Here is a 26879-nt window from a genome sequence, read left to right on the forward strand (position 1 = left end):
GAAGTATCATTTAACTAGCAAAAGACTAAATGAAAGCAGCCATTAAATATGTGAAAAGGTTGACCTGTTTGCAACACCAAACTAGTCAACCTTTTTTAACCATTATTTCAATGTGAAATTTAGAAAAACATCCTTTTTAATAAAGTAAATTGACAAAGTCTGCTTTTTCAATGTTACCAAAGTAATGTTTAATATTTACATCGTCTAGCGCACGGTCAATTTCATTTCTTTCGTAACGAATTCCAATTAATTTATCTTCAATATCTTTTACTTCCCCAACACCGAAGAAATCACCAAAAATTTTGCACGATTCAATAACACCTTTTGTTACATCTAAGCGCACATCAATCGATCCAACGGGGAAACGATGGGAATTTTGGATGTTAAATTTTGGTGATTTCCCATAATTCCATTCCCAGTTTTGATAACGTTCTTTTGAAAGTTGGTGGATTTTTCCCCAATCATCTTCCGTTAAAACATATTCTTTCACTTCGCCACCCTCTTGTTCAAAGATAGCTTTTAAAATATATGAACGGAACTCTTCCACTGTCATTGGTGTATCTAGGAACTCAGAAATATTTGCTACACGGCTACGGACAGATTTAATTCCTTTAGATTCAATTTTATCCTTTTTCACTTTAAGTGCAGATGCAACATTTTCTAGCTCAGAATTAAGCATTAATGTACCATGTGTATACATTCTGCCACCTGTTGAGAATTGTGCAGTACCAGATACTTTTTTTCCTTCAATTAAAATATCGTTTCTACCTAATAATTCTGCGTTTGCTCCTAGCTTTCTTAACGCATTTATTACTGGCTCTGTGAACTTTTTAAAATTATGGAAGCTATCCCCGTCATCTTTTGTAATGAAGCTGTAATTCAAGTTCCCTAAATCATGATATACTGCTCCACCACCTGAAAGTCGGCGAACAACTTTTAAGTTATTCTTTTCTACATATTCCGTATTAATTTCCTCTATCGTATTTTGATTACGACCGATAATGATAGAAGGCTCATTAATATAGAATAAAAGATACGTTTCATTAATATCGAGATTTTTCAATATGTACTCTTCAATTGCCAAATTAATTTGTGGATCGTGAATTCCTTTGTTATCAACAAATAACATCATTACATCTCCTTATTCTATTGAATTTATTAAATTTCCCAAACTTGTCCACCTTCTGCAAGATGAATGCGACCATCATAGTATTCCCCTGCTTCTGTTACAAGGTTTTCTATTATTCCATACTGTGGAAGATGCGTAAGTACTAGCTGTTTTACATTGGCAGCTGCAGCTAATGTACCAGCATCCTTACTATTCATATGACCTGCGTTTCCGCCATCCATATTAGCATAAAAATTACATTCGCACAGTAAAAGATTTGCATCTTTGGCAAATTCGATAAAAGAATCTTGAAATGCACTATCGCCAGTAAATACAAATATTTTGCCAGCTGCCTCGATTCGAAATGCAAAACAAGGCACTGGATGTACGGTTGGAAGAAAAGATATGGTAAATGGACCAATCCTAAGTGTTTGACTCGGATCATACGCCTTTCCAGTTGTTATATCTTTATACGTAAGCTTGCGAAAAGCTTGTTCATCCAGTTGATGTCCATAAATCGGCAAATTTCGCACCATTGGCTGTAAATATTTCTGTACAATCAATGCGTGTTGTAATACACCAATATCTGCAATATGATCAGCATGATAATGGGTAACAATACATGCATCGAGATCAGTTGGATCTACATATTGTTGTAGTTTTGACAATACACCGCTACCGCAGTCAATCAGTAGTCGAAAACCATCATGCTCGAGTAAATACCCCGTACTAGCCTCATTTACTTTTGGATAACCTCCCCAGCAACCAATAACTGTTAGCTTCAGAAATCATCCCCCCTTAAGCGATTTTTTCACAAATACCATATTTAACTATACTCTCTTTTAAAAAAATTTTCATCTATTTTAAAATTTGTGTTATATCAGTGTTACATATTATAAACTGTTATAATACAATAAATGAAAGTAGTTTATTTTAAAAGGCTTTTTTCTAAAGAATTGTCCTGATATAGAGTTTATTAATTGAAACGATGAGCAGACAGGATACAGGAAGATTCAACGCAAAGTGCAAGTACATGCTATGGGACGTACGAATGAATAGTAACGATCTATCCGAAAAAAGCCTTTAATAATGGGAGGAGAAACGAATTGAACATTAGTATTGTCGAATTTTTTGAAAATCTGCCGTCCAAGCTTTGCACAAATTGTGGAAAAGAAATTGAAGAACAGCATGAATGCTATGGGAATATTTGTTATTCCTGTATAGGCATTAAAGATATCCATAAATAAAAAATTGCCGTATCTATTAGCATGTACTAATAGATACGGCCTTTTTCGTTAAGTTATTAAGATAATTTTTTTAATACTACATCTGCTAGTGCATCAATAAATGGAGCTTGATCATTTGGCATTTCTGGACGATAGTAGCTTGCCCCGATTTCATCACAAACAACCTTACACTCAGTATCATTGTCATATAATACTTCTAAATGCTCTGCAACAAATCCTACTGGTATATAAATAAATGCTTTATAGCCTTTTTCATGATAAAGATCTCTTGTTAAATCCTGTACATCAGGTCCTAACCAAGGCTCTGGAGTTTGTCCAGCACTTTGCCAGCCAATTGCATATTCTTTAATACCAGATTCCTTTGCAATTAATTTAGCTGTTTCTGAAAGCTGTTCAGGGTATGGATCCCCGGCAAGTAAAATCTTTTCTGGTAAGCTATGTGCAGAAAAAATTGCAATATAATGTTCTTTTTCTTCATCTGTCATTTTATTAATCGTGGCATGTAATTGATCTACCCAATATTGGATAAATTTAGGTTCATTATACCAGCTATCAACCGAAACGATATTCATGCCGCCAAGTTGTTCTGCTTGTTTTTGCACACGTTCATTATAGCTTTTAATACTAAATGTAGAGTAATGTGGAGCTAATACAATACTGATTCCTTCATGTATACCCGCATCATGCATTTCTTTCACAGCATCTTCAATAAATGGATGAATATGCTTCAATCCAATAAATAATTGAAACTCATAGTTATCCTGCACTTCATTTAGGCGTTTCGTTAATTTTTCTGCTTGCGCTTTTGTTATTTTCGCTAGTGGAGAGATTCCACCAATAGCTTGATAGCGATTTTTTAAATCTTGTAAAGCTTCCTCTGATGGTCTGTGACCATGACGAATATCGGTATAATATGGTTCAATATCTTCTTCTTTATATGGTGTTCCATATGCCATAACAAGTAAGCCTAATTTTTTTCTACTCAAGTTGTTCACCTCATATTAATTTTGTATACGTATGAATAAACTGTGTTAAGCGTTTTAACGTATCCGGATCTACTTCTGGGAACACTCCATGTCCTAAATTAAAAATATAGCCTGGATGTGTTACTCCTTGATCCAATATATTTTTCACTCTTTCTTCAATAACATCCCAAGAAGATAACAAAATTGCAGGATCTAAATTTCCTTGGACTGTTTTTGTTACGCCTAGAGATCTTGCTTCTTGAATTGGCATCCGCCAATCTAATCCAATAACGTCTAAATCAAGATCATTCCATTCCAACAATAAATGACTGGCACCAACACCAAACATGATTAGTGGAACATTTTCTTTCTTCAGGGTAGAAACAATTCGCATCATTACTGGTTTAATAAACGTACGATAATCTTCTACATTTAGTGCGCCTACCCAGGAATCGAATATTTGAATGGCTTTTGCGCCAGCGTTGATTTGTGCTTTCACATAGGATATCGCCATATCCGCAAGCTTATCCATTAATAGAAACCATGCCTTTGGTTCAGAATACATAAAGGCTTTCGTTTTGTTATAATTTTTTGAAGGACCGCCTTCAATCATATAGCTAGCAAGTGTGAAAGGAGCACCGGTAAATCCAATTAATGGAACGGAAAGCTGTTCAGTAGTCAATAAACGGATAGTCTCCAGTACATAGGGAACATCTTGTTCTGGGTTAATTTCTCCTAATTTCTCCACATCGTGGATAGAACGAATCGGTTTGTCAATCACTGGACCTATACCAGCTTTAATTTCAACATCGACACCAATAGAAGGTAGTGGTGTCATAATATCTTTATATAGAATCGCTGCATCTACACCATATTGTTCAACAGGAAGTCGCGTTACATATGCACATAACTCAGGTTGATGCGTAATTTCAAATAAAGAGTATTTTTCTTTCAACTTCCGATATTCTGGCTGAGAACGTCCCGCTTGTCTCATATACCATACGGGAACGTAATCGGTTTTTTCCCCTCGTGCAGCCTTCAAAAAAGTATCATTGAATGGTTTGGTCATAGAGGTACGTCCACCTTTCTAAGTCAGTCAGTTTCATTACATAAAATACTTATGTAAAAACAAAAATTTTTATATAATAATAATAATAATAATTACTACTTACTATCATGGCTTCCTACCATCTTCGCTCGCAAGTAAAAAATTATTCTCCAAGCAACAATATAACTTTTAACGAGAAAAATGTATAGCAATTTTAAGAAAATGTCATAAAGTTGCCACTTTATCATGATTATTTTTTTATAATTATTATAATTTATACGATATCAGTTGTTACATTTCATAACTGTCCTCGTGTATTATAGCATTATAATTTATACCAAAATAATATTATGCTCATATCAACTGGAGGTAATCTCTTTGGAAAAAATTTTTATCACCACAGGAACATATCCTTTTTTACAAAAAATAGAAGCTAAATATCCAACAGAGAAGTTAGTCATGATGTTTTCTTCTGACCATGTATTATTACTTCACGAAACAAGTGGAAAATCGATTTTTCAAGTTCCAAGAAAATATGATGTTTTTCATTCAGATGGAGAATTTCCGAGAAAAGGAGTTGCTATTTTCCAGCACATCCCTATCAATGAAGAAAACCGGCCAATATTTGAGTATCATGCAAAAAAATTATTAGACAATAGTTCGACTGTGAAAGGACTTATCGCTTTCCGGATGCTTCGCCCAGCAAAAAGCGATACTTATATTATTATTACTTGTTGGGAAAAAGCTGAGGATTTTTCTAATTGGAAAAAAATGCAAGTATTGTTTGAGGAAGATGGGATGCTAAGTAAATTAACACCTCCTCCTGGCAATGTATATCAGAGCCCATCCTATATTGCAACCTATACGATTGATAGGGAAATGAATGCCTCTCAGGAGGAAAATTAGTGAATGCTGTGTGGACTATAGCATAAATTACTCCAGATAAAATAAAAAATATTTTCCTAGATAAAAACGCATTCTATTTTCAAATGGGGAAATATTTTCAAGATTTCAAGTAACACGATTTAATATGAGGTGATTTTCTTTGGAGAAATTGATTGGAAAAGACAAATATGATTAATAATTAGCCACGTAGAGAGACGTCCTAAATGTATTAGGGGCCATAATTCATTTTAATGCCCCCATTGTTATCCGTATTACACCATATAGCACTTTTATTGCTTATTTTTGTTACCGACGAGACCGTGCCTGTTTGCATAAATTGCTGCTTGCGTCCGGTCCTGCACGTCTAATTTCCCTAAAATATTGCTTACATGCGTCTTTACCGTCTTAATACCAATGAATAATTCTTTACTTATTTCTTGATTTGTCATTCCTTCCCCAATACACATGAGTACTTCCAGCTCGCGTTCCGTCAAATCCTCATGAAGTTCTCGTTTTTTCGACCGCAAACGATTCATCATTTTGTTTGCTACCTTCGCCTCTATTACGGTTTCCCCGCTCATCGCTTTATAAATGGCAGCAATGATTTCTTCCGCACGTGCTGTTTTTAATAAATAACTAAATGCACCAGCTTCAATTGCTGGAAAAACTTTTTCGTCATCAAAATAACTAGTAATAATGATTATTTTACATTCGGGATAAAATGTCATGATTTCTTTTGTCGCATCAATTCCCGTTCCATCCTCCATAAGAAGATCCATTAACACAACATTTGGTTTTAATTGCTTAACAATTTCGACTGCTCTTCTACCACTGTTTGCTTCCCCGATGATTTCCATTGATGGCTCAGTCAATAAGTAGGAAATCAATCCTTTACGGACCATTTCATGATCATCCACGACAACTACTCGAATTGGATCCATTTTTTCTCTCCTCTTTCCTAAATACACTACTAAATTTATCAGATTTAATTGTTTTTACGAATAGGAATTCTTATTTCAATATATGTCCCTTTCCCTTTTTGCGAACGAAGCGTAAAAACTCCTCCAATTTCCTCACACCGTTCTTGCATTGTCTTTAAACCGTAGGATACTTTTTTCTGTTCTCCCGTATCAAAGCCTTTCCCATTATCGTGTAAATACAAATATACAAATTGATTCTGTTCGGTTAACGTAAGTTTAATTGAATCTGCATTAGAATGACGTAAAATATTTGACAATGCTTCCTGAATAATTCTAAATAAATGCTCTTCAACTGACTTTGGTAGTCCTTCAATCTCATCTACACTTGCATCAAAGAGAAGATTTGTTTTTCCTTTCAGCTCTTTAAGTAGCGTAATGACGCCATCTGATAATGATTCTCCACTTAAATCGACAGGTCGCAAATGCAAAAGAAGTGCACGCATCTCCCCTTGTGCTTTCGCTGCAATCGATGCAATTTGTTCCATTTGTGGTTTTACTAAATGAGAATTAGCTTCGATCATTTTCAAATTTGCAGAAGCCATCATACTAAGGGCAAATAAATGTTGACTAACCGAATCATGAAGATCCCTTGCCAATCTTTGTCTTTCCTCCAAAACAGCAGCATTTCGCACATGCTGATGTAATTCTGACTTGTCATTGGCTAATCGTTGTACAGTTATTACCTGTTCCTCTAATGCTGCTGCTAAATCATTAATTTCATCCGCGAGTATACCGATTTCATCCTTCTCTGTTTGTGGTAACCGCTCCGTATATTTCCCCCTTCTTAAAGAGGAAAGAAAAGTAATCATTGTTCGCAGACGCTTCTTGATCTCGGTGCTGCTGCGTAATCCAAAGTAAATTGCGGTACTTAACGAAAGAAAAAATAAGGAAGCTGAAAGGAATATCACATCCGGAAGATGGAAGGAAGCATTAGGATACAGCATAATATATATTTGTATTGTGATAAAAAAGAACACGGTGGAAAACAACGCACTCATACAAAATTGTTTAATAAACCAAATCGTTAAATTTGATATTTTCCCCATCATGACTAGACTCCTATACTTGGTTGATTTCAACAGAACCAATCGATAAGTGAATTGTTAAATTTATTTTTCGTGTAGCATCGGCATAATTATCACTTTCATAGTAGTAAACGCGACCTGATCCTACATTAGGAGAGTCCTGACCGAATAATTCTACATTACCAATCGCATTTTTTACCGAAATTTTCACTGGTATATCCTCTGGAATAAGAATGGTAATATCTCCCACTCTACCTTTTAGTGTAACAGGCGTTTCCCCTTCCGGAATAAATGCCTTGCTAAAATCAAAATAGTAGTTTGCTATCATATGCTGAAGCTTCATTGGCTCAAGTGACCAATTTGTTTTTTTATATTCAATATCTCCAATGGACATACCAAAAACGTTAATATCGGTATTATTACTCGATGCTTTTCTCTTGCTTATATCCTCATAGCTAGCAGGTTCGTTATCATTTCCCATATAATTGTCACCGTCTGTTTGCCGATATTCTTCTTTCGTCTTCTTAGCATATTTCGTTTTTAATTTCTCTTGAATCTTTTCTCGTATCGCTTCATCACTAACATGCTGATTCACTAATTGGAGAATTTCCTCAACATCCAGATTATTTTTTTTTTCTTTTTTCCGATTATCCTCATGAAATTCACTAGAAAAAGCAAGGTCGAAATCGTCAAACTCTGAATCAATTATTGTTTTTTCTTCATTTTTTTGTTTTTTATCATTCGTTATCGTTACTTTAACGATTTTTTTTTTACCAAATAGCATTTGAATACCAAAATATATAAGAAGGAATGGCCATAATTTAAAAATATCCCAAAAACCGAATGTCACGTAACCGAACCGATCTGCTATTAAGAAACTTGCAAAAACAATAAAAAATAGTCCCCAAAAAATCCGCCTTTTTCGTCTTGATGAAAATCCTTGATAACACCAAATCAGACCAAGAATGAAAAACAAGAATGGATAGACATTGTGAAAAATGTTTTTTATTTCCAAGGAAATGACTCCGATATTAACTAATAGAAGGATTACTCCAACCGCAGATAATAAAAGTGCGAATAACAATTTTGACGTGGAAATATTTTTCATAAAGAAACCTTCTTTCTTTCCTATACTCTCTTTTTCTTATAGTTTATTAGAGTATTTACAACTAAAAAACAATTGTTAGATGGAATTTTACTCCGTCTGTAGACGGATATTTTTCTACTTCATATTTTCGTTACGAATGAATCGTAATGCCTTTTTTCTCATCCATTTTCTTCTTCCTCTGCTTCCCGTTCCAAGCTTCATAAATAACGATGCATAAAAAGAAATAGGAAAAGGCAATGGAAAATCCTGCAAGTATATCTGTTGGATAATGCTCATGTACAGGTATACGTCCAATACCCATAATGAATATAATAAGGCCGAAAATACAGCCAATAATCGTTTTCATAGCTCTCGTTTTAACCTCTTTAGTGAGAAAGTACGCGAATAATCCATAACAAAGGAAGCCTACCATAGCATGTCCACTCGGAAAACTAAAACTATCACTGGCATGTCCAAATGGACGTTCTCTGCCAATTATGTCCTTAATCACTTTATTGATTAGATTACCTCCACCAACAACCAATAAAGCTAATACCATACCACTATAATTTTTCTTTACGAATAATAGCCATAACAATAACAGAACAGTAACGGTACCAATTCCAATTGTCGTCCCTAATATAGAAAACTGTTCAAAAAACGGTATTGCAGGATCCAAAAAGGCTAATGCAGTTTGGACTTGTTCGTCAAATTTAGTCATATGTCCATCGCCTATATAAAGAAATAACCCTAAAAAAAGGATAAATGTTATAATCGCTAACCAATAAAACTTTTTCATGGAAAGTCTCCTATTCTAATAATCTAATATAATTTATACAAATTTATTATAATATAATTATTTGAAAAATTTTATATTATTCGTGATATAATTAAAAAATCTTATGATAGAGGTGAGCACATGTTACAAAAAATGTTTCAAAGATTAGATGAACAATATGAAAATTTGGTAGAAATTCGTAGATACTTACATCAACACCCTGAACTTTCCTTTCAGGAAACAAAGACTGCCCAATATATCGCTGACTTTTATCGAACATTAGGTGTTACGGATATTCGTACACAAGTTGGAGGAAATGGAGTAGTTGTTCGTATTAAAGGAAGTAAGCCCGGAAAAACCGTTGCATTACGAGCAGATTTTGACGCCCTTCCGATTCAGGATGAAAAAGATGTGCCATACAAATCTACAGTACCAGGCGTTATGCATGCTTGCGGTCATGACGGTCATACTGCAACACTATTAACGGTTGCTAAAACTTTATATGAAATGCGTGAAGAGCTTAGTGGCGAATATGTAATGATTCATCAGCATGCCGAGGAATATGCTCCTGGTGGTGCTATTTCAATGATAAAAGATGGATGTTTGGATGGTGTTGATGTTATTTTCGGTACTCACCTATGGTCGACTGAACCAACCGGTCAAATCTTGTATCGTACTGGTCCAGTTATGGCAGCAGCTGATCGCTTTAAAATTACGATTCAAGGAAAAGGTGGCCATGGCGCATATCCACATAATTCTAAAGATGCAGTCGTAACCGCTGCTCAGCTCGTAATAAATCTGCAGCAAATTGTTAGTAGAAAGGTAAATCCTACTGATGCCGCAGTTATTTCTGTCGGTAAGTTTGTTGCTGAAAATGCCTTTAATGTGATAGCCGATAAGGTTGTTCTCGAGGGGACCGTTCGAACCTTTAATGAAGATGTTCGAGATCAAATTGAGATGGAAATGGAACGTGTCATTAAAGGTACTTGTTATACAAATGACAGCACCTATACATATGAATATTTCCGTGGGTATCCTGCATTAGTAAACCATTCAGCAGAAACGGACTTTCTCGCAAATATTGCAAAGGATATTCCCGGCGTAGAAGAAGTTTTAGAATCTCCTGCGAAAATGGGTGGCGAAGATTTCTCCTACTATTTACAGCATGTAAAAGGAACATTTTTCTTCACTGGCGCAAGACCGGATAATATAGAAGAAATTATTCCACATCACCATCCAAAATTTGATATTAACGAAAAATCACTGCTACTCGCAGCAAAAACATTAATCTCTGCTGCCGTTAAATATCAAGCGGAAGTGTGACTAAAGCAATGAACAAAAAAAGCTACTGACCGATAATTATTCGAGTAGTAGCTTTTTTTATACTATCCATTTTCAAAAAATATGTTACTTTGAAATTCGTTAATCAGCCAATTTTCCCATTAATTGTCGTAACCCTCTACATAATCCTTTATGTTCCCTAGATTACGGAAATAGCGAAGTCGATAACAATAAATAGCAGTTTCCCCTAGTTGATCTAGTAACTTATAATTCGCATAAGCCCCAACCGCGGCACCAATCCCAGGAAATAGCTGCAACAATTTCACTAAGTCAATATAATCCCGATATTCTTGCTGAAAACTTTGCCAATCAACATCTCGTAATATTTTTCTTTCAGCCTCCCAATTTTCAATCAAGTGTAATGTTTCTCTTCGTTTTTCATTGCTGGAAAACGCCATTTGAAACACAAGCAGTAAAAATAGGCGCTCTTCATATTGTTTCATATCATACCCATAAATTTTAGCCACATCATATAAAAATTTCAGTTTGATAGACAGTAATAAAGGAAAATCAGCCATTCCTAAAATCAGACCGCCTGCACCAGTCCCTGCACCTTCCAATACCGCCGTTTTACGGTATACATCTAATTGCTGGTTAATCAGTGTTTCTTTTTCCTTTAGGTGTAATGCCTGCGGAAAGGTATTTTTAGAAATAACATCGGATCCAGTTAATACCGTTTTTACCATTGCTTTAATGGCTTCTGTTAATAGCTTATGGACTTTTTCTGGTATTAGCTGGTTCATTTTGTTTTGTGCCGTTTTAGAAAATTTTTGAACAAATGAACCTTTTTTTCGCATTTTTAACTGCCATTCCATCAGTTCATCATACGCTTTTTCTTCATATGTCACGAAAAACACCTCCCAAGACACACTTCTACCTCCAGCAAAAGCTATCGTTGTTTTTATTCTCTATTCACTTTCCCACTTATTTAACCTACTTTGGCAATAAACATAGACAAAAAGATAGATAAAAATACTTAAGATAACAAATAACAACATTCCCCGTACCCATTGAGTAGAAAACAGGAATAAGATTGTAAATACTAAATTTTGTGTCCATAAAATATTTAATATTAATTTTAAAAATGCTTTATTTTTTACCCCTTGGCTAACAGGGTACAAATCTGTCCAAATAATTGCATCATGGTGCTTCCATAAACTTAATAATTGGAAGCCAGTTAAATAAATAAATATCAAGGCGATTCCATAGCCAACAAATGAGCCTTCAAAACCGACTATTAACACACTACTAATAACCGTTAATCGGACAAATAATCCGAAATAGTCTCCACTTCTAAAAAAGGTCCTTGCTAATAAGTAAATATAGGTTTTCTCCGATGATAATGAAATATTTCGTATGAATATATCCAACCATTTCCGCCGTTTCACTTCATTCTTCAATTGCGGAACATCGGAGAACAAATTGGCAATACGATAAAAACGCCCCATTCGTTTCACTTCGTTTTCAATTAGTCTCTCCCATGGAAGCCCACTCTCTTTTGATTTCCAGCCAAAATATACAGTATATATGATGAAAATAGCTAGAGAGGCAATTAATAATGAAGTCGTTTCATTTAAATAAAAGAAAATAATTATCCCATTTAATAGTAACCGAATGAAATAATCCCACCAAATGCTGTTTTTATCTGGGTCATAATCAACAAACCAACGAACCGTTAAATTGATTATTTTTAATAAAAAAATTACTGCTGCAAAAAGGAAAAAACTATAACCATTGATAATCGTATTTACATAAATAGGTGCAAGTACTAATAAACAAATAAACAACAAATAAAGATGCCATACAATCGTTAAAAGAAAGGATCGGATAATATACGGTTTTAACGTCGTTTCCAGTGGAAGTAGAAAAACTTTATCTGGTTCTTTAAAAAAGGTCATAACCGTCCCACTAGTAAGCAATAATCCGAAAACAATGGCAAAAAGAATTGGAGTTGGAAACTCAGCAGTTAGTCCGCTTACCCAATCTTGGTAATAATATGCACCTGCTCCAATAGCAATAATGACGACAAACAAAAGATGATCATTAAACATGTATTTTCCATACCGGGCAACTTCTTTCAATCGTTCTACCGCACGTTTTGACCAAAGATTTTTACTATTCATTTTGTAAATCTTCCTTTGTTAATTCGATATAAATATCATCTAAGCTTGCACTTTGCAGGTCAAACTGCTTGCGAAGCTCGTCCATTGTTCCTTTAGCCTTAATTTCTCCATTATGTAAAATAACAAATTTATTACAATATTTTTCTGCAGTCGCTAAAATATGCGTTGACATTAATATGCCTGCGCCTCGCTCTTGTCTCGATTTCATTAAATTTAATAAGCTTTGTATTGCAAGAGGATCTAAACCAACAAATGGCTCATCAATAATGAAGAGCTCTGGTTCTACTAAAAATGCCGACATTATCATTACTTTTTGTTTCATACCTTTAGAAAAATGAGATGGAAACCATTTTAACCGTTTTTCCATACGAAATTCCTTTAAAAGCACGGTTAATCTTTCTTTATATTGTGATTCTGATAGCCCATATGCCATTGCCGTTAAGTATAGATGCTCTTCCAATGTTAACTCATCATAGAGTACAGGAGTTTCTGGTATAAATGAGAATTTTTTTCGAAATTCGTTCCTATCTTCTTTTATCGTTTTCCCGTCAATTTTAATGGATCCTTTTTTTGGTTCCATTAATCCAATAATATGTTTAATGGTTGTACTCTTTCCTGCACCATTTAATCCAATGAGTGCAACGATTTCTCCTTTTTCTATGGAAAAGCTAACTTCCTTCAGCACATTTTTCTTGGTGTAGCCACCAGATAATGAATTAATTTCCAGCAAACTCATAAATCGATCTCCTTTTCTCTCTAAGGATTGTCTATTACTTTAAGTGTAGCAAAAAATAAATAAAAGAAGAACTTTCGGTACTTAATTTTTTCTTAATTTATATGAAATCAAACGAAAGACCTATGTAAAAAATATGTTGTCGTATAAATTGTTACTTTTTGTAAAAAGTTTGCGAACAAAAATACGCTCTGCTTTTCACAAAGTTTACGTTTTTCAGTCTGTACAGCGCTTCATTTAATAAACCAATCTTATGAAGTACAACAAGCATTTAGAAAACACCAAAAAATAATTTTAAAAAAATCCTTTTCGCTTCGAATACTTTTTCCCGTTCTGGTTATCATAAGTAGCGAAGGGGAATTAGTAAAGTTCAAATGGGGTGACAGTGAAAGAAATTTACTCGTTTGAAAAGAACTAGTTGCATTCTGAAGTAAAAACTCATCAAAAAAATGAGGTGTTTACAAAAGATCATCAACCGGCTAATTCATATATTTTATGAAATTGAAACGGAGATGATAAGCTTGAATGCTTTAGACTTCTTTGATAACCTGTAACACTTGGAACCACCGTTAACAAACATTTCCCTTCACATAGGCAAGGCCCATTGTGTGAACAATTGGTCTTGCCTTCTTTTTTTGTTTTTCGACATGATAAAATTTCTATTGCCTGCTTTTCCAATTGGCATGATATTATGATAAAATATGTAACAATATGAATAGTGGAAAGGTTGATTAAATATGAGTGATTGTATTTTTTGTAAAATAATTAACGGTGACATCCCTTCTGCAAAAGTTTATGAGGATGAAAATGTTTTTGCTTTTCTTGATATTAGCCAAGTGACAAAGGGTCATACATTAGTAATCCCTAAAAAACATCAAGCAAATGTATTTGAATTAACACCAGAGGTTGCACAAAATGTTTTTGCTGCGGTTCCGAAAATTGCTAATGGCTTAAAAAAAGCATTTAACCCAATTGGATTAAATGTTTTAAATAACAACGGAGAAAAAGCAGGACAGAGTGTATTCCATTTCCATCTTCATTTAATTCCACGATACGGAAAAGGAGATGGCTTCGGCGCAGTTTGGGAAACACATACTAGCGAATATAGCCCTGAAGAGCTACAAACGATTGCAAAAAATATTACTGATGAATTATAAATAATAATATACATAGTGGCATTCAAGAGAACTTACTCCCCTTAGGAGTAAGTTCTCCTTTTTTATTTGTAGAGTCTATTCGTTAATAAACAAATGGAGGGAAATTTTTATGTAATGTTGTGCAGCCGGAAATCCACTTGCTTTTGTAGAACAGAAATGTGTTTCCGGCTGGTGACCATTATTAATAGTACATATAAAACAAAACAATACTCATCAAAAGAAACAAATCCGCACTAATAAATAACACTATAAATCGTTTTCGCATCTGTGCCCGATAGAAATTGTTACTAGCCGCCTTAATCGCATGTAAACATTGTAATGTACCAAAATATAACACAATGCTTAAAGCAAATACGCCAAAGATGATCCCCTCCAACTGCATTCCTCCAATTACTTCGCCTTTTTTTTAGTTTATGCAAAAATATTTGGATACAGAATCCAGAAAATTAATAAAAAATTTTTCTAAAATAAAGAGGATTTTTTTGTATAAATGTAGAATTTTGAAAAACTAGAAGATAAATTACAAAAATTTTGAAACTAATTCGCTGTAAATTTCGTATTTTATAGTATTGGGAGTTTAATATTTTTCGTAAAATACGCCTCTTAGAATTAAAATCATAAAATTTAGTTAATTTCCTACTTTATTTATTTTTATTTTCTTGAGATAATGAATATATTAATTTAGAGGGTGATGGAATGGGAAAAGATATTTCAAAAATGGAAGCACTCATTTTTACTCAAAAAATCGCGCAATTAGGGAAAGCGCTTTGGAAGTCGATTGAAAAAGATTGGCAGCAATGGATTAAACCATTTGATTTAAATATTAATGAACACCATATTTTATGGATTGCCTATCATTTAAATGGGGCTTCAATTTCAGATGTAGCTAAATTTGGTGTAATGCACGTATCTACCGCATTTAATTTTTCGAAAAAGCTGGAAGAAAGAGGATTCCTCACCTTTTCGAAAAAAGTAGAGGATAAACGAAATACGTATATCCAATTAACAGATGCTGGTGAAGAAATTGTTCGTAAATTACTCGATATTTATGAACCAAAAAAACATACGGTATTACAAGGTGCACTTCCACTTAAAGAAATCTACGGGAAATTTCCAGATATATTAGAATTAATGGCCATTGTTCGTAATATATATGGAGAAGATTTTATGGAAATCTTCCAAAAATCCTTTAATCATTTAGAAGATGCTCTAACAGATAATAAAGAAGCAGACGAAACAAAAGGACAATCTGAGAAAGAAGTTGTATAGAATCATAAACTAGAATATTATTATAAGTATTTTTTAAGTTCAGCCATTAGTGTTTGATGGAGATTTTCTTTTAAACAAGCATTAATTGTCTCGTTAACTTCTAATTTATGGTTTAATTTACTCGAAAACTCAGTAAGTAGCGGATGAAAATAGAGAAATCCTTCCGCTTTTTGTTCTTCTAATTTCTTGCTCATATCATCACATAGTTTATGAAATTCCATAACTTCCTCTTGCCCGAGATTTTTTTCAACAATTAATTTTGTAAATGAAACATTCGTACGATCAATCAATTGAAACATTAATTGTTGGTGATATTCTAAACGCTCAATTCTTTTTAACAGTTCATCTATCATCCGTGCACCCATCCTTTTTTTGCTTAAAAATTCCGCTGCATTTTTCCTTCTCTATAGTATCCATTCTCCCCTTTTCACTTATTTTCCTGCACGTCTACAAAAGAAGACAAACTTAGAAAATATATTCCATTATTCGTCATTTAATATGAACATTTCCCTATTGTTTTTTTTCCGATTCCGTCGTAAAGTAAGGAAGGATTTTTTTCTTAGCAGTTTATGTATAATGGTAATTATTTTTATATATGTAAAAAAATTCATCTGTTTATTATTCTACTATTTAATATAAACATTTTCATTATGTTCATAAATACCTATTTCGTATTTTGTCTATTATTTCCTAAAAATGACTGTAATGATTTTCATAATAATTAATAAAATTATATAATGATTTATCTCGAAAATGATGTTACTATTTAAGAACCATAGTATTCATTCATCCAAAAAAGGACGGTATATCCCATGCAATGTTGGAAATCCATCAATCTAGAACAGCAGTTTAGTAAACACCATGTTCTTGGATTATCCTGTATTACATTTATTATCTCATTTGTGATTTTATATGTTCCACTATCTTTTGTTGTTGATAGGAACTATTTATCAGATGATTATTTTCATATTTTCGCAGTATTATTATTTTTGCTTTACTTCCTTCATAAGTTCATTCATATCCTTAGTCTATTCGTAACAAAAGCAGAAATTTCCATTACAAAGAAGAAAATCATACCTTTTGTTTATCAACTGCAAATTATGGTCCGCAAACCGCTTGCTAAATGGAAGTATATTATAGCATTACTTATGCCATTTTTTGTGATAAATGGCTGGATCATTGGAAGTATTTTTCTTATTCCCAGCTTCGGTCATTATCTAATTATTTTACTTTCCTATCATTTAGCAATATGTTTAGCAGATTTTATTTCCTTGAAGGTATTATTAAAATCCCCAGCCAACTGTTATATTGAGGAAAATGAACAAGGTTATGAAATATTAACAAAAACGAAACAGCATGATAATAATGTTTCCAATGTAAACCAGCTTGTCTGATTTTTGTTAGGCAACAAGTGTTTTTTATGATAATGTATTCTATGTATTGTGATTGGGGGTATTGGTTTGATCCTAACGTTTATTATTATTGCAACACTTGTTATCTTTTTCATGAATAAACAAATGGATAAATTTTGCAATCAAAAGGAAATACCTGAAGAAAAGCAACCAAAAATCTTTCGAACAACAAATATTTTAACTACTATATTGTTAATTTCCTCATTTGTAGAATTTATTTTTACGTAACTTCCTTGTAATAAGAAAATAAATATAATAATGGATTACTACTATAAAGGGAAAAAGCGGCAAAACAGGTAACTGTCTGCCGCTTTTTCTTGAGTTTCATTATTTTTTCTTACGAATTAATACCAATATGCTGCACCAACAATAATTAACAAAATGAACAATACTACAAGAAGCGCAAAGCCTCCTCCTGCGTAACCACCTGACATACTGCTCCACCTCCTTAAAAGGATTGCTATTTACCTATGGCAAATTGGTGTTTCTTTATATCAATATAAATTACAAGTATGAACACCCTACAATAATTAACAAAATAAATAAGACAACAATTAACACAAATCCGTTGTTATTACCAACAGTCATCTTGCATACCTCCTTTTGTATACTCGATATATCCTATGTTTTCTAAGCGAAAAGTGACTGAGGAAAACACCTAATTTTATATTTCGAAAAATTTTTTAAAAAAATTTTTTTATCTTAATGTCTATCTATGTTATAGTATTCTTTGTAATATAAAGGAAACTAAGAATACATTGAACTAGGAGTTGTTAACTTAATGAAGAAAAAATACCTTGTAACTTTAGCTGTTGCTGGAGTGCTTGCCTTATCCGCATGTAATAACGATAACAGCGAGGCAGTAGTTGAAACAAAAGCGGGAAATATCACTCAAGATGAATTTTACCAAGCATTAAAAGATCGTTACGGTCAATCAACACTTCAAGAGCTTGTTTATCAAAAGGTCTTAGCTGATAAATATAAAGTAACTGACGAAGAAGTAGATGAATATTTAACAACGTTCCTTCAATCCAATTATGGCGAGTATTATGAAATGGCTTTAGAGCAATTAAAAAATGATGAAAAACAAATGGCTTTATTTAAAGACTTAGCTGAAGTGCAATTATTGCAAGAAAAAGCAGCGAAGGATGAAATTAAAGTTACAGATGAGGATCTACAAGATCAATACAATATTGAAACAAAAACAGTTTCTGCAAGACATATTCTAGTAGCAGATGAAAAAACTGCTAATGAAGTGCTTGAAAAACTTAACAATGGGGAAGATTTTGCAGCTCTTGCAAAAGAATATTCTACTGATACTGCAACTGCAGAAAACGGCGGAGATTTAGGAGAATTAGATCCTTCACAACTTGTTCGTGAATTTACTGTAGCTGCATTTAAATTAAAAGAAAATGAAATCAGTCAGCCGGTTCAATCTAGTTATGGTTATCATATTATTCAAGCAACAAAAGTAACAGAAAAAGACGATGTAAAATCATTTGATGATATGAAGACCGAGCTAGAGGATAAAGTAAAAACTGCAAAAATGGATCAAGCAACTATTGATGCAGCATTAAATAAAGCCGTTGAAGATGCAAAAGTGAAAGTAAAAGATAAAGATTTAGAAGATACGTTCAAAACAACGGAACAAGCAGAAGGATAATAATTTCTTTCATGCAAAAAGGCAGCGATTATTCGCTGCCTCAGAGTGTAGACAAACTCGAAGATTTTTGAGTTTGCCTACACTCTTTTTTCTTTTAAAATAGAATGATGTAAATAGTATAGCTTGATTGGAACGAAGGGTGGACGCTTTCCCCTGGGGGGCCAAGCCGCTTCCCTCGCTACACTCAGTCCAGGGTCTCGACTTTCTCGCTTTTCCCGCTGGAGTCACCACCCTCCGTTTCAGTAACCTTCAATCAATTAAAATATAGGACTAATAATTTTCGAGGTGACGTTCCATGATGAGGAGAAACCAAACAAATGACCGTGGACAATTAGAAATGCTGACAATTGATCAATTAGTTCCTGAAGATCATTTAGTGTGCAAGCTAGAGTCGGCCATTGATTTTTCTTTCATCTATCCCTTGGTTGAAAACCTCTATTCAAGGATTGGCCGTCCAAGTATCGACCCCGTAGTTATGTTTAGATGATCTTCATCCAATACATATTTGGTATCCGTTCTATGCGCCAAACCATAAAAGAAATTGAAACAAACATGGCCAATCGTTGGTTTTTAGGATTCGGTTTCTACACAGAAGTTCCTCACTTTTTTACTTTCAGTAAAAATTATGAACGTCGCTGCCATGAATTGGAAGAAAATGGCCACTTGGACTTGGCAACCTGCTTGAGTGGACCAAACTAGTTGATTGGAGCGGAGGGTGCTTGACTCCTGCGGGATGTGCGGGACAGGTGAGATCCCGCAGGAGCGAAAGCGACGAGGAAGCTCACCGCCCGCACCCCGGAAAGCAAGTGCCCGGAGCGGAAATCAACGGATTTTAACCGCAATTCCATCAAAAAATGACAAAAGGCACCGAGGGGATGTCTCTCAATACCTTTTGTCGACAGTCTGAAGCAGCGATTATTCGCTGCCTTTTCCTATTATTTATGAACAAAAAACGTGAAATAGCAGATATTTTATCCTTCAGAAGAAACCTGCTTTCTTTTCTCTTTTTCTTCTATCATTCTTTCCAAATAAATATTCCCCTCTTGTTCTGCTTCTTTTAATTCTAGTTCTTTTTCCTCTCTATTTGTACGTATAGTCATGTAGGCACTAATTACAATTCCAATGACCACTAGCCAAATCCAAAACGGCATATTCCTATTCCCTCCATTATTATAGGTTGTCCATCTAGTAAAGTGTACTTCAGAACACTTTGTACTATCCTATTCTAGTAATTGAGGAATATGACCACTTACGAAGAAAACTTATCATCCACAGCAGAGGATAATCATTAACCTAAATTTATTTATTTTCAGCGACTTTTAACAAGTAAATTAACTGCCTCGTTAATCAAGTTTTCCATACTATCGCCATAACTTTCCGCTTGTTTAACGCATTCGACTAAATTAGAGCTTACGATTAACCCAATCGTACGGTCCATTGCAGATCTTACAGCAGATAATTGGGTGATAACTTCCTTACAATCTTTATCCTCTTCCATCATTTTTATAATTCCTCTTAACTGACCTTCCATACGTTTTACTCGATTTTTTATTTGTACATTGTATTCCATATTGTTCTCCTTCTAACCAACAAGATTGGTTAATCATTAAATTTGTTCAAACAGTTTCTTGATCATTTTAGAAATCGTTTTGATAATCTATATCAATAGCCTCTCACAGGGAAGCAAGGTGTATGCACAGCTAAAGGAAAATAAGAAGAACAACATTATGAACCCCAATAAGTATAATGTCCACTTCTTTCAAATGAAAGGAATGAAAACGAAACCTTCCTATTACTAATTCGTATACAAAGGTATAGACTTTAATATAACTAATGCATAAAAATATATTGTATGTTAAAGTTCGTATAAACAATAAATAAAGTGGGGGTTAAATATGTCAACAACTGTTCTTGCAATCGTAGCGATTGTTTCCATCGTTATTTGGGTTATGGCTTCCAGAGAACTTGGAAAATCTTCAAAAGAGATAAACAGATGGAAAATAATCACTTTAATGTCTGCTGGCTCCTTATCCACATTAATACTTACCATTTCACTCTTTCAAAATATCCAATTTTAAAAGTGAAAGCATAGAGCAGGCAAATGAAAGTGAAAAACATAAGCGAGGCTCCTGCAAAACCTGCACAATTAAATACATTCGCTAGACAACTTGAAAGGAAACTACCAATTAAAGAGGTCCTTTTATTTTTCACTAAATAGCAAAATCCTTTTACTATAGAACAAAAAAGCCAAAAAATGCATTGAAGGATAGGTGCATTTTTTGGCTTTTTTACTCAATTCCATAGCCAATACTTCCACATAGACACTTCGAGATGGAAGCATTAAATACTCTTCATTATGTTTTTATTACTTAGTAATCCTAACAGCGTACATATTTCCGTTTGAACCCTAGTCTTCCTCTCTCTAAATCCTTTTGAATATTTTCGTATGCATGGAGGATGGTTACTTTATTCCCGTCTTTTTTCATTTCAACCGGACCGATAGCTTTAGCTGTTTCAACTGCTTTTTCATGAAGTGGCAAATAGGAAATTGCTGCAGTATATAGGAAATTGTTCATCGCAGACTTTGTCCGGTCAGGAACATCATGAATCGTGTTTTTCACTTCATCAAGCATTAAAGATACTTTAGAAATGTCAAATTCCGTGTCCTTGCGATTACCAAATAACCAGCAATAACAGCTCCAGCCAGCAGACATTTTTAATTCCTCGGAGCTTGCGATCCATTTATCCGCGACAGCTTGGGCAATTTCTGTCTCTGCCAAAGTGACAGCGACAACATAATCCGATAGCATAAAAAAATAAGCCCCATTTATCCACCGTTCAAAATCAGCCTCCGTCATTGCCAGCGGATCTGCAATAACACCAGCAAAATACATGGCATCATAATTCCCAGTAGCGTATAGCTGCTCTGCAAGCTCCTGATTTTTTTTGATTTTTTTCGCAAGTGGCTTCATTGCACCAGTAGCCACACCAAAGACCGGCTCATGTGCACCGTTTCTAATGTAAATATTTTTCGTTCTTTCCTTACCGAGCGCTTCTAGTTCTTGCATTACCATTTCAACATTCATTACGTAACACTTCCTCTCTTCTCGTTATTCACCAAATCCTTCTGGCTTAATTTTGAAGCTAGCTACAAATTCCACTAAACAATCCTCACAAATGTCAAAACTCCATTTTTCCATGTCGAATTTACTGCCATAACCAAAACTACAGATTATCGATTGAAACTGCTCTGCGTCCCATTGTCGTTCATCATTATCACCAGTAAGCTGCTTTGTTTTCCCACATTTATTACACGTTACCGATAACAACTCATATTCAGTAACCTTTTTTTCAACAACATCATATTTTTTCATCCGCTTCAACCATCCTTTTCATTAAAATAGTTGACAATTGCTAACACATTTCTATTTTAACATGATTGGCTATTATATTCTGCACATGCTTTTTGGAAATGACAAGATTTCATCAAAATAATTAGTATTTGTAAATTTAGTCGCGATCCTTAAGAATAAAGCCATGGAAATTCATTGAAAAGACAGATTATCGGTATAAATTTCCCAAATAGTTTAGTATTTCCAGCTAGTAGTTTAAATAACCTTTTATTTCTATCCAAATATACTTGTTTTTAAGTTAAAATAAAACTAACGACAGATTGCGATGTTTTACATTTCACTAAAAAAATATATACCTTTTTATCTAGTACAAAGTAATCTATCATACTTGTAAATGGTGAATCCATATTCCCATTAGAGGAGGAATAGACGTGTCAATCAATAAAGATTATTTTTATCATTATATACCGGTAACAATCGATGTAGATGATTCATTCCAGGGCAAAATTTTAAAAGAATTTCCTGCTCCGGTATTACCAAACGGGGAAGAGAACTTTAATATACAGGAAATAGAAAAAGGAACAGTAGTGAAAATCCCATTGCTACTAAATGAATTTACCGTTGAAAAAACGAAAACAGATAAACAATATTTAAAAATAAAATTTAGTAATAACTCTGGTGTACCAATTAATGCAAAAATGTGGGATAACCAAGATAGCGTTAATCTTGTGACACCATTGCTTGAGGAATATTCAATCTTTACCGTTGAAGGTAAAGTAGAGGATTATCGCGGACATAAATCATTAACGATTTACAAATTACAACCACTGGAAGATTCCGTAAATCCATTTCAGCTTCTGCCATATACAAAGCAGAGTATCGAGGAACTTACGATAGAACTATTCACGTATTTAGATGAGCTAGCTTCTCCATTTAAGGAAATTGCCTACGCTGCGATGCGAAAATTTTGGAATCAGTTTAGTATTCGCCCTGCTGCCAAAGGATATCATCATAATTATTTAGGTGGTTTGCTAAAGCATACCGTTGGTTTAATGAGATTTGCCAGATATATATTAAAGCATGAGGAAAATCATTATCAAGCGACACTTAAACTAATTAATGTAGTTGAAAAAATCCATAAACGTGACATTTGGGATCAGTTAAAAAATGATAGTATAAACTCCCAGCAACTTGTCTGGAAGGAAACTATTGATCATTTATATAATATGCTATATGGCATGATGCAGCATAAGGATGCTTCGCCAAGTTATGATATTGTAATGACTAGTATTTTATATCATGATCTTGGAAAACTATTAGAATATGATCATGCCGGAAAAAAATATGATGAATTTAAATTTTTATATCCTACTTCTGATGACACATCACTTAAACATCGTAAGCAAACTGGAATCATAATGGATGCATTAGGCGTAATGATAGGACACATCCCTTATGGAGTTCTTCTATTGTCAAAAGTTATTGAGAGTGAATCTATCACTATCACATTAGAGGATATTCACCAAATTTCTCATTGTATTCTTTGCCACCATGGCTTACCTGAATGGGGAGCCTGCATTCGAAACCCGCAAACAATCGAAGGATTTATCGTTCATATTGCAGACTTCTTGGATAGTAGATATGAAAATACTGAAAGTATAAAGTAAAAATTAAATTAGCCAGAAAGCAATGTTTAACAAAAACTTTGCTTTCTGGCTTTTTTAATATATCTAAGCTTATTTCAACGAAACAATTGATTTCTCTTCAAAATAATCTCGTAATGATTGGTGGCAAGTAAATAAAATAATTTGTTGGTCTTTCTCTATTTCTTTTAAAACCTCTAGCATTTGTTGAAGACGGAATTTATCAAAATGAACAAATCCGTCATCAATTAATAAAGGATAGTTTGTTTTCATATTCATCACTACTGCCAATGCAAAGCGAATACTAATATACAATTGCTCTTGAGTTGCTTGACTTAGTTCATTTGGCTGAAATATAATACCATCCTTGCGTTCAACGAAAAGCTCATCTCGTAGCGGATCGGTGTATACTCGTCTATATTGTCCATTCGCAATAATTGTAAAATATCGAGATGCTTGCTGTAAAAGCTTTGGTAACTTCTCAAACTTATATTTCTTTATACTCTCTTGTAAAATATATTTGGCAGTACTATATTTACTCCACTCTTTCGCCATTTCATTGAACTCATATTTTTCTTGGTAGTATGTATGTAAAAGCTCTGTATAGCTTCCTCCGTCCTCCAATAGCTCTATTTCATGCTTAATGGATGCACATTCACTTTCTAGCAAATCAATTTCCTTAGAAATTTCCTGTTTTTTCGCTTCTAGTTCTTGAAAGACCGATTCCGTGTAGAAAGGCTGATTTGTTTCCTGCATATTCCATCCAGCACGGATAAGCTCAGTAGTAATGCTCGAAAGGTGGCGCTGTAGTTCCTCTGCCTGCATTGCTTTTTCTCCTTGCAGATAAAACTGTTCCTTCGTTTCAACATTTGCTTGTTGGAATAACTGCGAAATTCGTTCTTTAATTGCTTGTTTTTCTACTTGTAGTTGGTGAATTTGCTCCGTTATAGCTTGTAATATCGCTGTTTTTTCTCTAATATCTTGATTTTTTCCTAATTGAATGGAAAGCTGCTGTTTCAAATGAAGCACTTGCTCCTGGTAATTCCCTCCATTTATTGGAAGTACTTTTTGGATGTCTGCAAGCTTCTTTGTTTTTTCTTTTATGCTTGTTTGAACAGTTGCGAGCTGGCTTAGTGCACTTGTTTTCTTCATCCATAATTCCTTCAATGACTCTAACCATTGAAATGCCTCCAATAAATAATTGGTTGCCATTCTTTCGGATAGAGAAAAGCTTTTGCCAATTTGAATCATTTCCGCTTCCAAGCGATTCCAATCCTTTTCCCAAACCTCGAATGCCCGTATAATTTCCTCAAATTGCTGTTCTAGCTGTTGTAATTTAATATTTTCCACATCTAACTGATTTTGAATATAGGCATCATGTTCAAGCTTTTGCTTAGCTATTGCGAGTTCAGCTTGTGTCGATGGAGATTTTCCGAGCTGTTCTGTTATTATTGCTTGTTTTGTCTTTAATTGCATGAACAATTCTTGTTTTGATTTATTTGCTTTGGATTGGTTAAGGTATAGGAAAAATATTATAGATGGAATACAAAAACCTAGTGCTAATTGCCAGTAGCCTATTGCTGCGACAACCATTCCTAATATAAGAAAAACAATCAAACTAGTCCAAGTACCTGTCATTACTTTTTTACTAGAATTTTTCGAGCGCTTATCATTCGTCTGCTCCAATGTACTAATCTGTTCAGATATCCAAGCTAGCTCTCTTTTCAACAGCATGCTCTCCTGCTCTGATTGAAGAACTATTTTAAACCTTTGACGTTCATCTGTTGTTAATTGCTGCGCTTGCAGCTGCTGGATAAAATTCGCTAATTCCTGACGTTTTTGTTGAATCATCCGTTCTCGTTCTTCTAATTCCTTTTTCTTTTGCAGGAAATGCTCTTTTTTTATAGTTAATTGTCGAATATGATCTTTCATTGCAAAATTTAAATTGTACTGCTCTATCATTTCTAATGGTTCAGTGAATGCTAGCTTTGAAGTTATTTGGCTACTTTCATTTTGTAACTGCTCGATTTGATTCGATAATGTTACTTCCTGCGCAATTGCCTGCTGATATGATGGAAGGTCGTCGATTATTAGTTGAATGCTTTCTTTTTCCTTTAGGAATGCTTCATTTAAATCAAGCGAATGGATTTCATTTGTTAGTAATTCTTCCTTTTGAAGTAATGGTGGTAGTTTATTTTCGATCGATAATAATTCATTTTCCAACTGTTCATAATGCATAATACCGTCTTTTGGAAAAGCAACATCCCCAATCGCTCGGCGCTGTTCAAGTAGTTGTTCTTTTTCTTTAATAATTGGGAAGAGACGATTCCATTCCTTTTTCTCTACCATTTCTTTATTTATCTGGTGAATATCCTCTCGCATGTTCTTTATCTTTGCCAGTTTTTCTACGAGCGTTGTCTTCAAAGAATCATACGCACTTATTTTTGTTTTTGCTTCATTTAGCTTTGCTTCTGTTTGTTTTAGCTTCGCCAATTGTACATTCAAATCTGGCCTTGAGCCACTCGGTTTAAATCGTTTTTCCATTTCCTTCTCTAGCTGATTTTCTGCTTCCATTAATTTTTCAGACCCAATGGCACTCGCAGAATATAAAAATCGACTTAAGTCTTCCCCTTTTAATTTATGGACATTTTGTAGCCCATGAATGTTGAAAGAATAAATTGCTTGATACGTCGCCTTATCTAAAGTTCCGATAATTTTCTGTAGCAATTCCTCTCCACCACGGGTTCCATCTGCTAGTAAGACCGATACATCTCCAGTAGCCTTCCCTTTTACTCGTTCAACTTGAACAATTCCATAAGCTTCTGTTTCCAACACAACCTGGCCACCATACTTCGAATGCCCTTTTGGTTCATAACGTAGCTCATTTTGTTGCTTTAGTGGAAAACCGAATAAAACACTTTGAATAAAAGACATAATCGTCGATTTTCCAGCTTCATTTTCACCATAAATCACTTGTAGATCTTGGATATTGGCTAAATGGTATTGTTCAAATTTCCCATAGCCATAAATATAAATTTCTTTAATCCGCATTTGCTTCCCTC

Annotated in this window: 30 protein-coding genes and 1 pseudogene; 11 read left to right on the plus strand and 20 right to left on the minus strand. The window is 34.1% G+C overall.

The genetic code is table 11. The features are described 5' to 3' along the window. Positions 1-136 precede the first annotated feature (136 nt). On the minus strand, positions 137-1129 hold the full coding sequence (locus OEV98_RS02805; protein WP_263071680.1) for a lipoate--protein ligase: 993 nt from the start codon (positions 1127-1129) through the stop codon (positions 137-139). A 29-nt stretch (positions 1130-1158) separates the two neighbouring features. Further along, positions 1159-1893, minus strand: coding sequence for an MBL fold metallo-hydrolase (locus tag OEV98_RS02810; protein WP_263071947.1), 735 nt, complete (start codon positions 1891-1893; stop codon positions 1159-1161). A gap of 321 nt (positions 1894-2214) precedes the next feature. Between OEV98_RS02810 and yhfH the strand changes: the two genes are divergently transcribed. Then, the gene (gene yhfH, locus OEV98_RS02815; RefSeq protein WP_263071681.1) at positions 2215-2355 is read left to right on the plus strand and encodes a protein YhfH; all 141 of its coding nucleotides are present in this window, start codon (positions 2215-2217) and stop codon (positions 2353-2355) included. Positions 2356-2411: 56 nt separating this feature from the next. Here yhfH and hemH read toward each other — a convergent pair whose 3' ends face one another. Both hemH and hemE read right to left on the minus strand, forming a co-directional pair. Further along, a complete protein-coding gene (gene hemH, locus OEV98_RS02820) occupies positions 2412-3341 on the minus strand; it encodes a ferrochelatase (RefSeq protein ID WP_263071682.1) in 930 nt (309 codons plus the stop codon). Between the two features lie 10 nt (positions 3342-3351). Continuing rightward, positions 3352-4389, minus strand: coding sequence for a uroporphyrinogen decarboxylase (hemE, locus tag OEV98_RS02825; RefSeq protein ID WP_263071683.1), 1038 nt, complete (start codon positions 4387-4389; stop codon positions 3352-3354). 357 nt (positions 4390-4746) lie between these two features. On the opposite strand from hemE, the gene OEV98_RS02830 reads away from it, so the two are divergent. After that, positions 4747-5274, plus strand: a complete 528-nt coding sequence (locus OEV98_RS02830) for an antibiotic biosynthesis monooxygenase family protein (protein WP_263071684.1) — start codon at positions 4747-4749, stop codon at positions 5272-5274. A gap of 269 nt (positions 5275-5543) precedes the next feature. On the opposite strand, the gene OEV98_RS02835 is transcribed toward OEV98_RS02830, so the two are convergent. From OEV98_RS02835 to OEV98_RS02850, 4 genes are all read right to left on the minus strand, one after another. After that, a complete protein-coding gene (locus tag OEV98_RS02835) occupies positions 5544-6194 on the minus strand; it encodes a response regulator (RefSeq protein ID WP_263071685.1) in 651 nt (216 codons plus the stop codon). A 44-nt stretch (positions 6195-6238) separates the two neighbouring features. Then, on the minus strand, positions 6239-7279 hold the full coding sequence (locus OEV98_RS02840) for a HAMP domain-containing sensor histidine kinase (RefSeq protein ID WP_263071686.1): 1041 nt from the start codon (positions 7277-7279) through the stop codon (positions 6239-6241). Between the two features lie 13 nt (positions 7280-7292). Next, positions 7293-8366, minus strand: a complete 1074-nt coding sequence (gene liaF, locus OEV98_RS02845; protein WP_263071687.1) for a cell wall-active antibiotics response protein LiaF — start codon at positions 8364-8366, stop codon at positions 7293-7295. A gap of 130 nt (positions 8367-8496) precedes the next feature. Continuing rightward, positions 8497-9144, minus strand: coding sequence for a phosphatase PAP2 family protein (locus tag OEV98_RS02850; protein ID WP_263071688.1), 648 nt, complete (start codon positions 9142-9144; stop codon positions 8497-8499). A gap of 120 nt (positions 9145-9264) precedes the next feature. On the opposite strand from OEV98_RS02850, the gene OEV98_RS02855 reads away from it, so the two are divergent. After that, positions 9265-10446 carry a M20 family metallopeptidase gene (locus OEV98_RS02855; RefSeq protein WP_263071689.1) on the plus strand — a complete coding sequence of 394 codons (1182 nt, stop codon included), beginning with the start codon at positions 9265-9267 and terminating at the stop codon, positions 10444-10446. A 119-nt stretch (positions 10447-10565) separates the two neighbouring features. Here the strand turns inward: OEV98_RS02855 and OEV98_RS02860 are convergent, their stop codons facing one another. Genes OEV98_RS02860 through OEV98_RS02870 form a run of 3 tightly spaced genes read right to left on the minus strand, consistent with a single transcriptional unit; the run spans position 10566 to position 13323 of the window. Then, on the minus strand, positions 10566-11312 hold the full coding sequence (locus OEV98_RS02860; RefSeq protein ID WP_263071690.1) for an EcsC family protein: 747 nt from the start codon (positions 11310-11312) through the stop codon (positions 10566-10568). A gap of 60 nt (positions 11313-11372) precedes the next feature. Continuing rightward, positions 11373-12587, minus strand: a complete 1215-nt coding sequence (locus OEV98_RS02865; protein ID WP_263071691.1) for an ABC transporter permease — start codon at positions 12585-12587, stop codon at positions 11373-11375. After that, complete coding sequence (locus OEV98_RS02870) at positions 12580-13323, minus strand: ABC transporter ATP-binding protein (RefSeq protein WP_263071692.1); 744 nt, start codon at positions 13321-13323, stop codon at positions 12580-12582. Before OEV98_RS02870 ends, OEV98_RS02865 begins: the two co-directional genes overlap by 8 nt. Before the next feature lie 734 nt (positions 13324-14057). On the opposite strand from OEV98_RS02870, the gene OEV98_RS02875 reads away from it, so the two are divergent. Next, complete coding sequence (locus tag OEV98_RS02875; protein WP_263071693.1) at positions 14058-14477, plus strand: HIT family protein; 420 nt, start codon at positions 14058-14060, stop codon at positions 14475-14477. Between the two features lie 181 nt (positions 14478-14658). Here OEV98_RS02875 and OEV98_RS02880 read toward each other — a convergent pair whose 3' ends face one another. Beyond that, positions 14659-14853, minus strand: coding sequence for a hypothetical protein (locus tag OEV98_RS02880; protein WP_263071694.1), 195 nt, complete (start codon positions 14851-14853; stop codon positions 14659-14661). 320 nt (positions 14854-15173) lie between these two features. Between OEV98_RS02880 and OEV98_RS02885 the strand changes: the two genes are divergently transcribed. Next, a complete protein-coding gene (locus OEV98_RS02885; RefSeq protein WP_263071695.1) occupies positions 15174-15746 on the plus strand; it encodes an HTH-type transcriptional regulator Hpr in 573 nt (190 codons plus the stop codon). Between the two features lie 20 nt (positions 15747-15766). Here OEV98_RS02885 and OEV98_RS02890 read toward each other — a convergent pair whose 3' ends face one another. Next, positions 15767-16099, minus strand: a complete 333-nt coding sequence (locus OEV98_RS02890) for a YhaI family protein (protein WP_263071696.1) — start codon at positions 16097-16099, stop codon at positions 15767-15769. A gap of 459 nt (positions 16100-16558) precedes the next feature. On the opposite strand from OEV98_RS02890, the gene OEV98_RS02895 reads away from it, so the two are divergent. Together OEV98_RS02895 and OEV98_RS02900 are read left to right on the plus strand one after the other, a co-directional pair. After that, a complete protein-coding gene (locus OEV98_RS02895; RefSeq protein ID WP_263071697.1) occupies positions 16559-17140 on the plus strand; it encodes a DUF3267 domain-containing protein in 582 nt (193 codons plus the stop codon). A 66-nt stretch (positions 17141-17206) separates the two neighbouring features. Beyond that, positions 17207-17386, plus strand: a complete 180-nt coding sequence (locus tag OEV98_RS02900) for a hypothetical protein (protein ID WP_263071698.1) — start codon at positions 17207-17209, stop codon at positions 17384-17386. Positions 17387-17502: 116 nt separating this feature from the next. Here OEV98_RS02900 and OEV98_RS02905 read toward each other — a convergent pair whose 3' ends face one another. Next, positions 17503-17592, minus strand: a complete 90-nt coding sequence (locus OEV98_RS02905; RefSeq protein ID WP_263071699.1) for a YjcZ family sporulation protein — start codon at positions 17590-17592, stop codon at positions 17503-17505. Positions 17593-17662: 70 nt separating this feature from the next. Further along, positions 17663-17746, minus strand: a complete 84-nt coding sequence (locus OEV98_RS02910; RefSeq protein WP_263071949.1) for a YjcZ family sporulation protein — start codon at positions 17744-17746, stop codon at positions 17663-17665. 193 nt (positions 17747-17939) lie between these two features. Between OEV98_RS02910 and OEV98_RS02915 the strand changes: the two genes are divergently transcribed. Further along, entirely contained in the window at positions 17940-18821 is an 882-nt protein-coding gene (locus tag OEV98_RS02915) for a peptidylprolyl isomerase (protein ID WP_263071700.1), read from the plus strand. Positions 18822-19116: 295 nt separating this feature from the next. After that, a pseudogene (locus OEV98_RS02920) lies at positions 19117-19472 on the plus strand (transposase); the annotation flags it as partial. Between the two features lie 320 nt (positions 19473-19792). Here the strand turns inward: OEV98_RS02920 and OEV98_RS02925 are convergent. Further along, positions 19793-19972, minus strand: a complete 180-nt coding sequence (locus OEV98_RS02925) for a sporulation YhaL family protein (protein WP_263071701.1) — start codon at positions 19970-19972, stop codon at positions 19793-19795. Between the two features lie 158 nt (positions 19973-20130). Next, positions 20131-20391, minus strand: coding sequence for a metal-sensitive transcriptional regulator (locus OEV98_RS02930; RefSeq protein WP_263071702.1), 261 nt, complete (start codon positions 20389-20391; stop codon positions 20131-20133). Between the two features lie 325 nt (positions 20392-20716). Here OEV98_RS02930 and OEV98_RS02935 point away from each other — a divergent pair, with 325 nt between their 5' ends. After that, complete coding sequence (locus OEV98_RS02935; protein WP_263071703.1) at positions 20717-20899, plus strand: hypothetical protein; 183 nt, start codon at positions 20717-20719, stop codon at positions 20897-20899. 300 nt (positions 20900-21199) lie between these two features. Here OEV98_RS02935 and OEV98_RS02940 read toward each other — a convergent pair whose 3' ends face one another. After that, positions 21200-21907 (minus strand): DNA alkylation repair protein, encoded by a 708-nt coding sequence (locus tag OEV98_RS02940; protein ID WP_263071704.1) that lies wholly within the window; start codon positions 21905-21907, stop codon positions 21200-21202. Positions 21908-21931: 24 nt separating this feature from the next. After that, positions 21932-22195, minus strand: a complete 264-nt coding sequence (locus OEV98_RS02945; RefSeq protein ID WP_263071705.1) for a hypothetical protein — start codon at positions 22193-22195, stop codon at positions 21932-21934. Positions 22196-22605: 410 nt separating this feature from the next. Between OEV98_RS02945 and OEV98_RS02950 the strand changes: the two genes are divergently transcribed. After that, positions 22606-23841 (plus strand): HD domain-containing protein, encoded by a 1236-nt coding sequence (locus tag OEV98_RS02950; protein ID WP_263071706.1) that lies wholly within the window; start codon positions 22606-22608, stop codon positions 23839-23841. A gap of 69 nt (positions 23842-23910) precedes the next feature. On the opposite strand, the gene OEV98_RS02955 is transcribed toward OEV98_RS02950, so the two are convergent. Continuing rightward, positions 23911-26868, minus strand: a complete 2958-nt coding sequence (locus tag OEV98_RS02955) for an ATP-binding protein (protein ID WP_263071707.1) — start codon at positions 26866-26868, stop codon at positions 23911-23913. Between the last annotated feature and the right edge of the window lie 11 nt (positions 26869-26879).

This window comes from Perspicuibacillus lycopersici (genome assembly GCF_025660475.1).
In the GTDB taxonomy this organism is placed as follows: Bacteria; Bacillota; Bacilli; order Bacillales; family Caldibacillaceae; genus Perspicuibacillus; species Perspicuibacillus lycopersici.

Bases quoted from the DNA above. Each gene is read 5' to 3' on its own strand.
- OEV98_RS02805 (WP_263071680.1), bottom strand. From the start codon at position 1,129: ATGTTATTTGTTGATAACAAAGGAATTCACGATCCACAAATTAATTTG.
- hemE (WP_263071683.1), bottom strand. From the start codon at position 4,389: ATGACCAAACCATTCAATGATACTTTTTTGAAGGCTGCACGAGGGGAA.
- OEV98_RS02835 (WP_263071685.1), bottom strand. From the start codon at position 6,194: ATGGATCCAATTCGAGTAGTTGTCGTGGATGATCATGAAATGGTCCGT.
- OEV98_RS02840 (WP_263071686.1), bottom strand. From the start codon at position 7,279: ATGGGGAAAATATCAAATTTAACGATTTGGTTTATTAAACAATTTTGT.
- liaF (WP_263071687.1), bottom strand. From the start codon at position 8,366: ATGAAAAATATTTCCACGTCAAAATTGTTATTCGCACTTTTATTATCT.
- OEV98_RS02850 (WP_263071688.1), bottom strand. From the start codon at position 9,144: ATGAAAAAGTTTTATTGGTTAGCGATTATAACATTTATCCTTTTTTTA.
- OEV98_RS02855 (WP_263071689.1), top strand. From the start codon at position 9,265: ATGTTACAAAAAATGTTTCAAAGATTAGATGAACAATATGAAAATTTG.
- OEV98_RS02865 (WP_263071691.1), bottom strand. From the start codon at position 12,587: ATGAATAGTAAAAATCTTTGGTCAAAACGTGCGGTAGAACGATTGAAA.
- OEV98_RS02870 (WP_263071692.1), bottom strand. From the start codon at position 13,323: ATGAGTTTGCTGGAAATTAATTCATTATCTGGTGGCTACACCAAGAAA.
- OEV98_RS02875 (WP_263071693.1), top strand. From the start codon at position 14,058: ATGAGTGATTGTATTTTTTGTAAAATAATTAACGGTGACATCCCTTCT.
- OEV98_RS02885 (WP_263071695.1), top strand. From the start codon at position 15,174: ATGGGAAAAGATATTTCAAAAATGGAAGCACTCATTTTTACTCAAAAA.
- OEV98_RS02890 (WP_263071696.1), bottom strand. From the start codon at position 16,099: ATGATAGATGAACTGTTAAAAAGAATTGAGCGTTTAGAATATCACCAA.
- OEV98_RS02895 (WP_263071697.1), top strand. From the start codon at position 16,559: ATGCAATGTTGGAAATCCATCAATCTAGAACAGCAGTTTAGTAAACAC.
- OEV98_RS02905 (WP_263071699.1), bottom strand. From the start codon at position 17,592: ATGTCAGGTGGTTACGCAGGAGGAGGCTTTGCGCTTCTTGTAGTATTG.
- OEV98_RS02910 (WP_263071949.1), bottom strand. From the start codon at position 17,746: ATGACTGTTGGTAATAACAACGGATTTGTGTTAATTGTTGTCTTATTT.
- OEV98_RS02915 (WP_263071700.1), top strand. From the start codon at position 17,940: ATGAAGAAAAAATACCTTGTAACTTTAGCTGTTGCTGGAGTGCTTGCC.
- OEV98_RS02925 (WP_263071701.1), bottom strand. From the start codon at position 19,972: ATGCCGTTTTGGATTTGGCTAGTGGTCATTGGAATTGTAATTAGTGCC.
- OEV98_RS02930 (WP_263071702.1), bottom strand. From the start codon at position 20,391: ATGGAATACAATGTACAAATAAAAAATCGAGTAAAACGTATGGAAGGT.
- OEV98_RS02935 (WP_263071703.1), top strand. From the start codon at position 20,717: ATGTCAACAACTGTTCTTGCAATCGTAGCGATTGTTTCCATCGTTATT.
- OEV98_RS02940 (WP_263071704.1), bottom strand. From the start codon at position 21,907: ATGAATGTTGAAATGGTAATGCAAGAACTAGAAGCGCTCGGTAAGGAA.
- OEV98_RS02945 (WP_263071705.1), bottom strand. From the start codon at position 22,195: ATGAAAAAATATGATGTTGTTGAAAAAAAGGTTACTGAATATGAGTTG.
- OEV98_RS02955 (WP_263071707.1), bottom strand. From the start codon at position 26,868: ATGCGGATTAAAGAAATTTATATTTATGGCTATGGGAAATTTGAACAA.